General features: G+C 67.2%; 15 protein-coding genes and 1 other annotated feature. Of the genes, 9 read left to right on the forward strand and 6 right to left on the reverse strand.

The genetic code is table 11. From position 1 onward, the window contains the following. Positions 1 to 33 precede the first annotated feature (33 nt). Both LLW23_RS04405 and ykgO read right to left on the reverse strand, forming a co-directional pair. Positions 34 to 648: an HAD family hydrolase gene (locus LLW23_RS04405; protein WP_228947565.1), complete on the reverse strand. Its 615-nt coding sequence runs from the start codon at positions 646 to 648 to the stop codon at positions 34 to 36. A 2-nt stretch (positions 649 to 650) separates the two neighbouring features. Further along, positions 651 to 776 carry a type B 50S ribosomal protein L36 gene (gene ykgO / locus LLW23_RS04410; RefSeq protein WP_004210176.1) on the reverse strand — a complete coding sequence of 42 codons (126 nt, stop codon included), beginning with the start codon at positions 774 to 776 and terminating at the stop codon, positions 651 to 653. 131 nt (positions 777 to 907) lie between these two features. Between ykgO and LLW23_RS04415 the strand changes: the two genes are divergently transcribed. The 7 genes from LLW23_RS04415 (at position 908) to LLW23_RS04445 (ending at position 7293) form a co-directional block, all read left to right on the forward strand. Further along, the gene (locus LLW23_RS04415; RefSeq protein WP_228947566.1) at positions 908 to 1507 is read left to right on the forward strand and encodes a hypothetical protein; all 600 of its coding nucleotides are present in this window, start codon (positions 908 to 910) and stop codon (positions 1505 to 1507) included. Beyond that, positions 1504 to 2613 carry a M14 family metallopeptidase gene (locus LLW23_RS04420; RefSeq protein WP_228947567.1) on the forward strand — a complete coding sequence of 370 codons (1110 nt, stop codon included), beginning with the start codon at positions 1504 to 1506 and terminating at the stop codon, positions 2611 to 2613. Before LLW23_RS04415 ends, LLW23_RS04420 begins: the two co-directional genes overlap by 4 nt. Beyond that, the gene (locus LLW23_RS04425; RefSeq protein ID WP_228947568.1) at positions 2613 to 3068 is read left to right on the forward strand and encodes a GNAT family N-acetyltransferase; all 456 of its coding nucleotides are present in this window, start codon (positions 2613 to 2615) and stop codon (positions 3066 to 3068) included. Before LLW23_RS04420 ends, LLW23_RS04425 begins: the two co-directional genes overlap by 1 nt. An 87-nt stretch (positions 3069 to 3155) precedes the next feature. Next, positions 3156 to 3211 (forward strand) — a sequence feature (sul1 is cis-regulatory element that is thought to sense ions involved in sulfur or methionine metabolism; They are found in Alphaproteobacteria). A 65-nt stretch (positions 3212 to 3276) separates the two neighbouring features. Next, positions 3277 to 4770, forward strand: a complete 1494-nt coding sequence (locus LLW23_RS04430) for a SulP family inorganic anion transporter (protein WP_228947569.1) — start codon at positions 3277 to 3279, stop codon at positions 4768 to 4770. 98 nt (positions 4771 to 4868) lie between these two features. Continuing rightward, positions 4869 to 5744, forward strand: a complete 876-nt coding sequence (locus LLW23_RS04435; protein WP_228947570.1) for a dienelactone hydrolase family protein — start codon at positions 4869 to 4871, stop codon at positions 5742 to 5744. An 80-nt stretch (positions 5745 to 5824) separates the two neighbouring features. Continuing rightward, the gene (locus tag LLW23_RS04440; protein WP_408642034.1) at positions 5825 to 6409 is read left to right on the forward strand and encodes a glutathione S-transferase family protein; all 585 of its coding nucleotides are present in this window, start codon (positions 5825 to 5827) and stop codon (positions 6407 to 6409) included. Between the two features lie 80 nt (positions 6410 to 6489). After that, the gene (locus LLW23_RS04445) at positions 6490 to 7293 is read left to right on the forward strand and encodes an energy transducer TonB (protein WP_228947572.1); all 804 of its coding nucleotides are present in this window, start codon (positions 6490 to 6492) and stop codon (positions 7291 to 7293) included. A 9-nt stretch (positions 7294 to 7302) separates the two neighbouring features. Here the strand turns inward: LLW23_RS04445 and LLW23_RS04450 are convergent, their stop codons facing one another. The 4 genes from LLW23_RS04450 to LLW23_RS04465 all read right to left on the reverse strand — a co-directional run bounded on the left by LLW23_RS04450 (position 7303) and on the right by LLW23_RS04465 (position 9972). Next, a complete protein-coding gene (locus tag LLW23_RS04450; protein WP_228947573.1) occupies positions 7303 to 7482 on the reverse strand; it encodes a DUF1289 domain-containing protein in 180 nt (59 codons plus the stop codon). Next, on the reverse strand, positions 7479 to 7949 hold the full coding sequence (locus tag LLW23_RS04455) for an NUDIX domain-containing protein (protein ID WP_228947574.1): 471 nt from the start codon (positions 7947 to 7949) through the stop codon (positions 7479 to 7481). The genes LLW23_RS04450 and LLW23_RS04455 overlap by 4 nt, the downstream gene beginning before the upstream one ends. Before the next feature lie 2 nt (positions 7950 to 7951). Beyond that, entirely contained in the window at positions 7952 to 9397 is a 1446-nt protein-coding gene (locus LLW23_RS04460) for a DEAD/DEAH box helicase (protein WP_228947575.1), read from the reverse strand. Between the two features lie 125 nt (positions 9398 to 9522). Beyond that, positions 9523 to 9972: a hypothetical protein gene (locus LLW23_RS04465; protein ID WP_228947576.1), complete on the reverse strand. Its 450-nt coding sequence runs from the start codon at positions 9970 to 9972 to the stop codon at positions 9523 to 9525. A gap of 65 nt (positions 9973 to 10037) precedes the next feature. Between LLW23_RS04465 and LLW23_RS04470 the strand changes: the two genes are divergently transcribed. Both LLW23_RS04470 and LLW23_RS04475 read left to right on the forward strand, forming a co-directional pair. Beyond that, on the forward strand, positions 10038 to 11486 hold the full coding sequence (locus LLW23_RS04470) for an FAD-binding oxidoreductase (RefSeq protein ID WP_228947577.1): 1449 nt from the start codon (positions 10038 to 10040) through the stop codon (positions 11484 to 11486). 54 nt (positions 11487 to 11540) lie between these two features. After that, complete coding sequence (locus LLW23_RS04475; protein ID WP_228947578.1) at positions 11541 to 12314, forward strand: SapC family protein; 774 nt, start codon at positions 11541 to 11543, stop codon at positions 12312 to 12314. The last annotated feature ends 13 nt before the right edge of the window (positions 12315 to 12327 follow it).

The raw sequence follows: 12327 nt of genomic DNA on the forward strand, positions 1-12327 counted from the left end.
CCTCGTGTACGCCGTGTACACAATCGCCCCGTATTAAGCAAGCACCCCGAACCGCGCCAGATCCGCGCGCAACGTTGCGGCGTCACTGAACGTCACCGCGTGCATCCCAATCGCCGCCGCGCCGTCGACATTGTCCTGACGGTCGTCGACGAACAGCGCCTGTTCCGGCGCCAGTCCGAACCGCTCCAGCGCCAGCCGGTAGATTGGCGCATGCGGCTTCACCAGCCGCTCGGCGCCCGACACGACGATGTCGCGAAAGCGATCGAACAGTGCGGCTTCCTGCGCGCGGAACGGCGCGAAGAACTCGTCACTAAAATTCGTGATCGCGAACAACGCCACACCCGCTTCGTCGAGCTCAGCCACCAGCTCGGGCATCCCCGCCACTGGACCTGGGATCTGCTCCGAAAAGCGCGGGCCCCAAGCAGCAATCAGGTGGGCATGCTTGGGAAAGCGCGCCGACAACTCCGCCGACGTTTCTGCGAACGGCCGACCGGCATCGTGCTGGAAATGCCATTCGCGCGAACAAATGTCGCGCAGGAATACGTCAAGGGCCTCATCGTCGTCGATGAGGCGCCGGTAGAGGATCCGTGGATCCCAATCATACAGGACGTTGCCGATGTCGAAGACAACGGCAATCGGCCGCTTCAAGATCAGCCCTGGCGGGCCTTGAAACGACGGTTCGTCTTGTTGATGACATAGGTGCGCCCGCGACGACGGATGACGCGATTGTCGCGGTGACGGCCCTTGAGCGACTTGAGGCTATTGCGGATCTTCATGGCGGATTCGCTTCTTCAATTATGCGTGATCGGAAAGCGTGCGCGCCTAGGGGTAGCCCCCTTGCAAGTCAAGCCGGAGCCGGCGACGAAGCGGTGCGTTGTAACGGCGCAATGGTAAGGGGAGAACGGGTATGCGCAGCGTAATGATGGTCATCGGCATGGCAGCGGCACTGGCCGGCTGCGCAACTGGCCCGACGCGCTTCCCGGTGCAGACGACGCGCTTTCACTTCAACGCGATGACCAATCGCGGCACGATCGCGGTCGAGCCGCTGCCCGGCGCCGGGCCTGCGAGCATCGAGTACAAGACCTATGCCGCTGCGGTGCAAAGCGAATTGTTGCGGCTCGGCTATGCCAATCCCGCCCCTGGCGCGACGCCGCAGTTCCTCGCCACCGTCGCGTTTACACGCGCGCCGCGGCCGCTGCCGCCGCGCCGCTCGCCTGTCTCGATCGGCATCGGTGGCGGTGGAATCAGCGGCGGGCGTGGTGGCGGCGTCGGGCTGGGCGGCGGGGTGAGCTTCCCGGTCGGCGGCTCGGGCGGTCGTGAAGGGATCGTCACCGAACTGTCGGTGCGGATCCGCCAGGGGCCGGACGCGGTGTGGGAAGGCCAGGCGCAATCGCTGACCGACGCCGGCGCGCCCGACGCCGATGCGGCGGCGATCGCGGAGCGGCTCGCGCGTGCCTTGTTCGCCGGCTTCCCCGGCGAGAGCGGGCGCACTATCGAGGTGCCATGAACCTCAGCATCAACGCCGCCTTCGACAGCGGCAACATCCGCCTACTCGCGATCGACGGCGACCGCATCGACCTGGAGATCGTCAAGGACCACCAGTCCGACTTCTTCCAATGGTTCTACTTCCGCGTCGCCGGCGCTGCCGGCCGGCAATTGACCTTTCGGATCGTCAACTCTGGCGGCTCGGCGTATCCGTTCGGCTGGCCCGGCTATCGCACCCGCGCCTCGACCGACCGGCGGTCGTGGCGGATGATCGACACGCGCTACGCCGATGGCGTGCTCGAATTCGACTGGTCGGCCGAAGCCCCGATTGCATGGTTCGCCTATTTCGCACCCTATACGATGGAGCAGCACGCCGACCTAATCGCGCGCATCGCAGCGCGGCCGGGGGTGACGCATCGCGAACTCGGTACCACGCTCGATGGCCAGCCGATCGACTATTTCCGCATCGGCTCGGGCCCGAAGCAGGTGTGGCTCTACGCACGCCAACACCCCGGTGAATCGATGGCCGAATATTGGATGGACGGCGCGCTCGACTGGCTAACGAGCCCCGCCGCGGCGCCATTGCTCGAGGCGGCGACGGTGCATGTCGTGCCCAACATGAACCCGGACGGCACGCGCCGCGGGCACCTGCGCACGAACGCTGCCGGCGTGAACCTCAACCGCGAGTGGCACGCGCCCGCGTTGGACCGCAGCCCCGAAGTGCTTCACGTGCTCGCCGCGATGGATGAAAGCGGCGTCGACTTTGCGCTCGACGTTCACGGCGACGAGGCGATCGCAGCGAACTTCATCGCCGGCTTCGAAGGCATCCCCTCGCTCCGCCCCGAGCAGAGCGCCGCGTTCACCGAATTCGGCCGCCGGCTGGAGGCGCATACGCCCAATTTCCAGACCAAGCTCGGCTATGGCACCACTGCGCCGGGCCGCGCGAACCTCTCGATGTCGACCAACCAGCTTGCCGAACGGTTCGGCGCGGTCAGCGTGACGCTGGAAATGCCGTTCAAGGATCACGACGCGAACCCCGATCCGATCCACGGCTGGTCGCCCGAGCGCTCGGCAAAGCTCGGCGTGTCGTGCCTCGAAGTACTGACCGGGATGATCGGAGAGCTTTGATGGAGTTGCGCGAAGGTGGACTGGACGATCCCCGCGTGATCGCCCTGATCGCGCACCATCTCGCGGAGGCGCGCGGATCGACGCCGCAGGACAATGCACATGCGATGGGCACCGAGGCGCTTCGCCATCCCGACATCAGCTTCTGGGCAGCATGGGAAGGCGAGGCGCTGCTCGGCGTCGCCGCGCTGCGCCAGCTGTCGCTAAACCACGGCGAAATCAAATCGATGCGCACTGCCCCTGAGCATGTGCGTCGCGGCGTCGCCCGCGCGCTGCTTGCGCACCTCATCGCGCTCGCCCGCACCCGCGGCTATTCGCGCGTCAGCCTGGAAACGGGAACGGCGCTGATGTTCGACGCGGCGAACCGGATGTACGAGGCGGTCGGCTTCGTCGATGGTCCGGCGTTCGGCGGCTATCCCGAAAGCCCGCACAATCGCTTCATGACGCTGGCGTTGTAGGTTCATTTGGCTACCGGCGCGGCAATGCGCCTTCGCCTCGGCTGACTTGCAATTCGGCGCAACCGCGGCCAGTAGGCGCGGCATCCACAAGGACCCGGTGCAATTCCGGGTGGCTATCCCGGCCGCCGATCCGCCGGGCAACCTCCACATGTCATCAATGATGAAACCCGTTCGCGGGGGCGGCATGTGGTGTGTTCACGGCAGATCAATGACCAATATCCTAAACCGTTTCCGAACCGAGTGGTTCGCCGACGCCGCGGAGGCGCGGCGCGATGTTCTCGCCGGGATTGTTGTTTCGCTCGCGCTGATTCCCGAGGCGATCGGCTTTTCGATCATCTCGGGCGTCGATCCACGCGTCGGGCTTTACGCCTCGGTCGCAATCGCGATCGTGATCTCGCTGCTGGGCGGTCGACCGGCGATGATTTCCGCCGCGACTGCGGCCGTAGCGGTCGTCGTGACCCCGCTCGTGCGGGACCATGGCGTCCAATATCTGTTCGCGGCGACCATTCTGATGGGCATCATCCAGATCGCCGCCGGCTTCGTCCGACTCGATCTGCTGATGCAGTTCGTCTCACGATCGGTGATCACCGGCTTCGTCAACGCCTTGGCAATCCTAATCTTCATGGCGCAGCTCCCGCAACTCATCGGGGTCACCTGGCATACTTACGCGATGGTCGCGGCGGGCCTCGCGATCATCTACCTGCTACCGCGACTGACCAAGGCGGTGCCGTCGCCGCTGGTCGCGATCGTCCTCCTCGCGATCGTCAGCATCGCGCTTGGCCTGCCGATCCGCACGGTAGGCGACATGGGCGAGTTGCCCGACGGCCTGCCGAGCTTCGCGCTGCCCGATTTGCCGCTCTCGCTCGATACGCTGCGCATCATCCTGCCGTATTCGCTGACGATGGCCGCGGTCGGGCTGCTAGAATCGCTGCTGACGGCGCAGATCGTCGACGACATGACCGATACCGATAGTAACAAGCGGCGCGAGTGCCTCGGCCAAGGCGGCGCCAATATGGCGGCGGCGCTCGTCGGCGGCATGGGCGGCTGCGCAATGATCGGCCAGTCGGTGATCAACGTCACGTCGGGTGGTCGCAAGCGGCTATCGACGTTCGTCGCGGGCGCGTTCCTGCTCTTCCTGCTCGTGTTCCTCGGCCCGGTCGTTGGCCGCATCCCGATGCCCGCGCTGGTCGCGGTGATGGTGATGGTTTCGATTGGCACGTTCAGCTGGAACTCGATTCCCAATCTGCGCCGCCACCCCCCGACGTCATCGTTCGTCATGCTCGCAACCGTCGCGGTCGTGGTGGTCACGCACGACCTTGCGCAGGGCGTGCTCGCCGGCGTGCTGCTGTCGGGCATCTTCTTTGCCGGCAAGGTGCGCCGGATGTTCCAGGTGGAGCGGAGTGCCGACGACGCCGACGGGAAGGTCTTGTACAGTGTCACTGGCGAGATCTTCTTTGCTTCGGTTGACCGCTTCACACGGGCGTTCGCGCCGGAGCACGGTCGCACGGTCACGATCGACGTGTCGGCGGCGCATTTCTGGGACATTTCCGGCGTCGGGGCGCTCGACAAGATCGTCGCCCGGCTGCGCCGCGATGGATCGACCGTGGCGGTGATCGGCTACAATCGCGCGAGCGCCGACATCGTCGATCGTTTCGCGCTGCACGACAAGACGGGCGTCGAACTGGGCGTCGTGCCGCATTGATTGTAGCCGACGCGTCGCCGGCGAGCGCGCTTCCGCCCCCGCCGTTCACCCGCTAGCGTGCATGCCTGCCCGCCGAGGCAGATTCGGGAGAGTGACCCATGACCGATCCTTCGCTGCGCGACCGCGCCGTCCAGCTGTACGATGCCTTCACCCATGAGCATCGCGACCGGCGCACGCTGCTGCGCCAGATGACCGCGCTCGCCGGATCGGTGGTGGCAGCGGAGACGCTGATCGCCGGGATCGCGGCCTCGCCCGCCGCCGCCGCGATCATCGATCCGGCCGACAAGCGCCTTGACGCAGGCATGCGCACCGGCACCGAGGCGGGGAAGCCCGCCCGCGCCTATTTCGCCTCGCTCAAGGGCGGCAAGTCGAAGCGCGGCGTCGTGCTCGTGGTCCATGAGAACCGCGGGCTTACCCCGCATATCCAGGACGTCGCTCGCCGCATGGCGCTCGAAGGCTTCATCGCCATCGCCCCCGATCTGCTCGCGCCGCAGGGCGGCACGCCCGCCGATGAAGACGCCGCGCGCACGCTGATCGGCACCGTCGATTACGATCTCGCGCTCGCCCAGGCCCGATCATTCGCGGACAAGGCGCGGCGGCTGCCGCGGTCGAGCGGCAAGGTCGGGATCATCGGCTTCTGCTGGGGCGGCGCGTTCGTGAACCGCATGGCGGTCGCGGGCGGAGTCGATGCCGGGGTGTCCTATTATGGCCCCGCGCCAGCTCCGGCCGAGGCGACGAAGGTTACCGTGCCGCTGGTGCTGCAACTGGCCGGGAAGGACACGCGCGTCGCGCAGACCGCCGAGCCATGGGTTGCGGCGCTCAAGGCGGCCGGCAAGCCGGTCGAGGCGTTCATTTATCCCGGCGTCGATCACGCGTTCAACAACGACACCGCTGGCGTGCGCTACGACAAGGCCGCGGCCGATCTCGCCTGGGGCCGGACGACGGCGTTCCTGCACAAGCGGCTTGACGCCTGACGCTCGATCGTTCCTATTCTGTTCCAGACGAATCAGTCGGGAGAGATACCGTGAGCGACCTGATCTTCTACACCAATCCGATGTCACGCGGGCGCATCGCGCGCTGGATGCTCGAGGAGGTGGGCGAGCCGTACGACGTGCGGCTGGTCGATTGGGGCGCGAAGTCGGACGAGTTCCTCGCGGTCAATCCGATGGGCAAGGTGCCGACGATCGTCCACCAGGGCCGCGTCGTCACCGAATGTGCCGCGATCGTCGCCTATCTGGCGGATACTTTCCCCGATGCGGGTCTCGCACCGACGGCGGCGGAGCGGGCGGATTACTATCGCTGGATGTTCTTCGCCGCCGGCCCGATCGAGGCGGCGACCACCGATCGCGCGCTCGGCGTCACGGTGAGCGAGGAGCAGAAGGGGATGGTCGGCTATGGCGATCCCGAGCGGCTGGTGGCGACGCTGAAGCACGCGGTAACCGCGAACGATTTTATCGCCGGGGATCGGTTCACGGCGGCGGATGTCTATGTCGGCAGCCATATCGGCTGGGGGCTTCAGTTCGGCGGGCTGCCCAAGTGCGACGAGTTCGATGCCTATCTCGCCAAGATCATGGGCCGCCCGGCAGCGGTACGCGCGCGTGAGATCGACGACGCGCTGATCGCAGAGAAAGCCGAGTAGGCGGGGGATCTCGCCTCCCGCAAGCGGGAGGGGAATGGCTGGCCAGCAGCCGTTCAGCCGGATCATGCGTTGAGCGGTCCATGGCTGATGCTTTCCTCACTGCCCCACGTTGGAGCCGCGATCGCGTGTTCGCCGCGGCGGCGGCGATCGTGGTACAGCTGGTGCTCGGTTATGCGTTGCTCGCCGGCCTCGCGGTGAATTTCCCGCGCGCGGTCGAGGAAAGCCTGAAGCTGTTCACTGCCGAGGAGGCCCCACCCCCACCGCCCCCGCGCGTGATCCCCGCGCCGCAAGTAGCGGCGACCCGCCCGGAGGGCCGCGCGTCAGCGCCGAACCTGCGCAGCCGCGCGACGGCGGTCGCCGCGCCCGAACCGATTATCGTCGTGCCGCTCCCGCCCCCGCCGATCGTCACCGCACCCAAGCCGTACACCGCGAGCGACGCGACGTCCGGCTCGGCCGCAGTGCGTGGGCCGGGGACCGGCGCAGGCGGCGTGGGCGACGGGTTTGGCAGCGGCGGTGACGGAGATGGCAATGGCAGCGGCCGCGGAGGCGCCGAAACCCCGCCACGCCCGGTGCGTGGCCGGATGAGCACTTCGGATCTGCCCGAGGCGCTGTTCGTGTCCGGCTTCAACGGCACCGTTGGTGTGCGCTACCTCGTCGCGCGCGACGGCCGCGTACCCGAGTGCGAAGTCACGCGATCGAGCGGCAACGCCACCGTCGACGCGATCACATGTCGGCTGATCCGTGAACGCTTCCGCTTCCGCCCCTCCCGCGACGCCGCCGGCCGCCCGGTCGACGCGCAGGTCGTGGAGAACCACACCTGGGAAGTGGAACCCGACGCGATCGATACTACGGAGACGGTGAGGCGCCGACGCGCGTTCTGGTAGCGCCGCCCCTTAGTCGGCCCGTTGCTCCCGCCGCCGGTTCGCCGCCGCGGCGATCGCTTCGCGCTCCGCCGCATCCGCGCCGGACCAGCGCCCGATCTCCCCAAGCGTGCGATAGCACCCCAGGCACAGTGCCCCTGCCGCATCAAGCCGGCACACGCCGACGCATGGCGAGGCCGGCGCATCGCTCACCAATTGCCATGCCCCTGCTCGCCCGCCAGAAACTCCGTGATCCGTCGCCGAGTGGCAGGCGACGTCCCCTCCGGCAGTGCATCCGCTGCGAACCACCCCGCCTCGGCAATCTCGCGCGGATCGGCCGCGGTCAGCCGCTCGGGATCGGCGACGCCTACAGTGAACACGATCACGTGATCGTCCTTTGCCTCGGCGCGATTGTGATAGACGCCGAGCACCCCCGTGATCGCCACCGCGGCCAGCCCGACCTCCTCGATCAGTTCGCGCCGGATCGCGGCCTCGGCGCTCTCGCGCTTGTCGACGCCGCCGCCCGGCAGATACCATCCGCCGACATAATGGTGCCGCACCAGCGCGATCCTCCCAGCAGGATCGACTAGCAAAGCGCGCACGCCGAACGTCCGCGGGCGCCGCGCTCGCGCATACAATCGCATCGCGTGGCCGGCGATCCGATACCGCCACGCCACCATCGTCAGCTGCCGAACGGCACGCTCAGGAACGCGGGGACGGGGCCGTTCCAGCCGCCATCATCACCGGGGCCGTCATCGAACTGCTCGCGGCGACGGCGATCGTCGCGGGCGCGCGGTGGCGCCCGATCCTCACGCCGCGGGGCGCGTTCCTCATGGCGCGGCGCGCGGTCTTCGGTACGCGGTGCACGCTCCTCACGGCGTGGCGCCCGCTCCTCGCGCTGCGGCACCTCGGCCGCCGGAGCCGCAGCCGCCTCGCGCCGACGTGAGCCGCGACGCGGCGCCTCGGCCTCAGCTTCTACTGGCGCAGCAGCGGCAGGCGCCGCAGCGACTGGCGCCGCGATCCGCGCGATCGTCTGGCCGGTCAGCTTCTCGATATTGGCGATATTCTCGGCATCTTCCGGTCCCACCATCGTATAGGCGATGCCGGTCGCCCCGGCGCGCCCGGTGCGGCCGATGCGATGGACGTAATCGTCGGGATGCCACGGCGCGTCGAAGTTGAAGACGTGGCTGACACCCTTGATGTCGAGCCCGCGCGCCGCGACGTCCGAAGCGACGAGGATGGTGATCTCGCCCTTCTTGAACCGGTCGAGCTCGGCAATGCGCGCCGATTGCTCCATGTCGCCATGGATCTCACCCGATTTGAAACCGGACTTTTTCAGCGAGGTATTGAGCTCGCGCACGGTCGTCTTGCGGTTGCAGAAGACGATCGCGTTGGTCACTTCCTCGGCGTGCAGCAACTCACGCAGACGGTCGCGTTTATCGGCCGATGATCCCTTCACCGGCACGAGATATTGCGTGATGTTGACGTTGGTCGAAGCCGCGCGGGCGACCTCGATCGTCTTGGGATTGGACAGGAACTTGTCCGCCAGCTTCTTGATCGGCGGCGGCATCGTCGCCGAGAACAGCAAGGTCTGGCGCTGCTTGGGCAGCTTGGTGCAGATTTCCTCGATATCGGGGATGAACCCCATGTCGAGCATGCGATCCGCCTCGTCGATCACCAGCAGGCTGCAGCCGTTCAGCAGGATCTTGCCGCGTCCGAACAGGTCCATCAGCCGGCCCGGCGTCGCGATCAGCACGTCGACGCCGCGCTCAAGCGCCTTCACCTGGTCGCCCATCTGCACGCCGCCGATCAGCAGTGCCATCGAGAGCTTGTGATATCTGCCGTAGATCTCGAAATTCTCGGCGACCTGCGCGGCGAGTTCGCGCGTCGGCTCGAGGATCAGGCTGCGCGGCATCAGCGCACGCGCGCGGCCGTGCGCCAGGATATCGATCATCGGCAGCACGAACGAGGCAGTCTTGCCGGTGCCGGTCTGCGCAATGCCGATGATGTCGCGCATCATCAGCACGCTGGGAATCGCCGCTGCCTGGATCAACGTAGGCTCGGTATATCCCGTATCGCCGACGGCGCGGAGTAATTCGTCTGAAAGGCCGAGGTCGGCGAAGCTCATGGCGGTCCTGAAATATGGGCGGCCTTAGGAAACGGGCCAGCCGAAGCTATCCGGATAACTTGCGCGCGAGACGCGATTGCGCCTGAGTTGTCAAGAAAAACGGGTCGTTTGCCGCCGCAGCGATGCTATTTCCGCGCCGTAAGCGTCCGGAAGCGATCGATCTCGCAGCGCGCACCCGATCGCGAGCGCAGCGCATCGCGCCCCGCACACACCATGCCGTCAGCGCTGCGCTTCAGATAGAAGCCAGTGTAAAAGTTCAGCGTGGGACAATCATCGTCGAGTTTCGCGCGCAATCGCCGTCCATCGGTGACGATCAGGTCGACATCGCCCGATGCGGTGATCGCTGCACTCGCCAGGCTTGCCGCCGCGACACATTTGGGCGCCTTATGCTCGTCCCAATTTGTTATGGCCGGCGCCTGCCGACGCGGTGCGAGCGGCAAGCGCGGAATGCGAATCACGACCCGCTCGCGATACGTCATCTGCGCATAGCGCACGCCGTCCTCCGGCGTGCGCGCCGACACGACGAACGGGGCAGCCAAGGCGAGCGGCAGCACGAGGCGGGTGAAGTCGGGCATTCAATTGGTTAGCGGGTTGGCGCGAAAAGTTTGAACGTCGGATGAATTGCGGCGATCATGTGGCGATGACCCCCGATCAGGCCCGCCTCCTCGAATCGCTTGATACCGTGCTGCCCGCACGCGCGATCGTCACTGACCGGGACGCGATCGCGCCTTGGGAAACCGACTGGCGACAGCGGTGGCACGGGCACGCACCGATCCTGTTCGCACCGGAATCGGTACATGAGGTGCAGGCGATCGTCGCTGCGGCGGCCACCGCGGGCGTTCCGCTGGTGCCGCAGGGTGGCAACACCTCGATGGTCGGCGGCGCGACTCCGCCGGCGGACGGACGCGCGGCGATCCTGTCGCTGCGTAGGCTGAACCGCATCCGCTCGGTCGATTCGGCGTCGGGGCTCGCGATCGCCGAGGCCGGGGTGATCCTGGCCGACCTGCACGACGCCGCGGGCGAGGTGGGCCGGCGCTTCCCGCTCACGCTCGGCAGTCGCGGTTCGGCGACGATCGGCGGGCTCGTCTCGACCAACGCCGGCGGCACACAAGTGCTGCGCTGGGGTACGATGCGCGGGCTCGTCGCGGGGATCGAGGCGGTGCTGCCCGACGGTAGCCTGCACGAGGCGCTCGCCGCGCTGAAGAAGGACAATCGCGGCTACGACCTCACGCAATTACTGGTCGGCGCGGAGGGCACGCTGGGCATCGTCACCGCCGCCACGCTTCGGCTCGCCCCCGCCATCGCCGCGCGCGCGGTGGCCTGGGTCGGCCTTGCCTCTCCCGACGCCGCGCTCGCGCTGCTACGGCGCTTCGAGGCGGCAGGCGACGCGGTCGAAAGCTTCGAGCTGTTGCCGTCCGAATCGCTGGATGCGGTGCTGGCGTACATTCCCGGCGCCCGCGCGCCGCTCGCCGGCACGCATCCCTGGCACGTGCTGATCGAGGCGGTGGCCAGCGACGCAGATGCTCCCTCCCCCGCCAGCTTCATCGAACGCGTGCTCGAACCCGCGCTTGCCGATGGCGTCGCCGCCGACGCAACGATCGCCGCGAGCGAAGCGCAGGCCGAAGCCTTCTGGCGCCTCCGCGATTCGATCTCCGATGCGGAGCGTGCGACTGGCCCGGCGGCGCAGCACGACATTTCGGTGCCGGTCGAAGCGATGCCGCGCTTCATGATCGAGGCCGCAGCCGCCTGCGACGCGCACTTCCCCGGCACCCGCGCCAGCGGCTTCGGCCACCTCGGCGACGGCAACGTCCATTTCCACGTCCGGGCGCCCGCCGGCGCCGATCGCGCCCGCTGGCTCGCCGAGGAAGCGCCAAGCGTCACGCGCTTCGTCGACGATCTGGTCGTCGCCGCCGGTGGCTCGATTTCGGCTGAGCACGGCATCGGCCAGATGAAGCTCGCCGAGCTCGAACGGCTGTCCTCCCCAGCGCGGATGGCGGCGTTGCGTGCGATCAAACGCGCGTTCGATCCGCACGAGCTGCTCAATCCCGGGAAGCTAGTCACGCTTGCGCCGCGCGCGGGGGGCGAATAGGGCGCGCGGATTGGGGTGGCGGGGGCCGCCCGCGATAGTATCTGGAGAGACTCGATGGCCACCGCGCCGCAGCCGCCACTTCCACTGTTCTACAATGGTCTAGAGCCGCTTTCGAGCGAGCTCCACGCCGATTACCGCGTCCGCCCGGCCGCCGCTGCGCCGTTCCTCGCCACGCAGCACGCCGTGCCGGTAACGATCGACGAATTCGCGCTCGTCCAGCGCTACATGCCGATCGTCTTCTCCGCTGGCGACGATTCGATCCCGATCGCGCTGATGGGGCTCAACGAGAACGTCAACGTGTTCGTCGATGCCGAGGGCAAGCTGACCGAGGACAATTTCTACGTCCCCGCCTATGTCCGCCGTTATCCGTATCTGCTTGCCCGCCTGCGCCCCGACGCGCAGGAGCTGTCGCTCTGCTTTGATCCCACGTCCGACACGATCGGCCGGTTCGACGAGGGCGACAAGCTGTTCGAGAACGGCCAGCCGAGCGAGATCACGAAGAACATCCTGTCGTTCAACGAACAGTTCGAGCAGGCCGGCGCCCGCACCGCGGCGTTCATGAACGAATTGCGCGAATCCGATCTGCTGATGGATGGCGAAGTCTCGATCCAGCACGAAAGCAATGCGCAGCCGTTCGTTTATCGCGGCTTCCAGATGATCAACGAGGAAAAGCTGGCGGACCTGCGCGGGGATCAGCTGCGCAAGATGACCAAGAGCGGCATGCTGCCGCTGTTGTACGCGCATCTCTTCTCCTTGTCGCTGATGCGCGATATCTTTGCGCGCCAGATGCGCATGGGTAAGGTGCCGCAGCCGAACCTGGTCGTCTGATCGAAGGAACACC

The organism is Sphingomonas radiodurans, assembly GCF_020866845.1.
Classification (GTDB): domain Bacteria; phylum Pseudomonadota; class Alphaproteobacteria; order Sphingomonadales; family Sphingomonadaceae; genus Sphingomonas; species Sphingomonas radiodurans.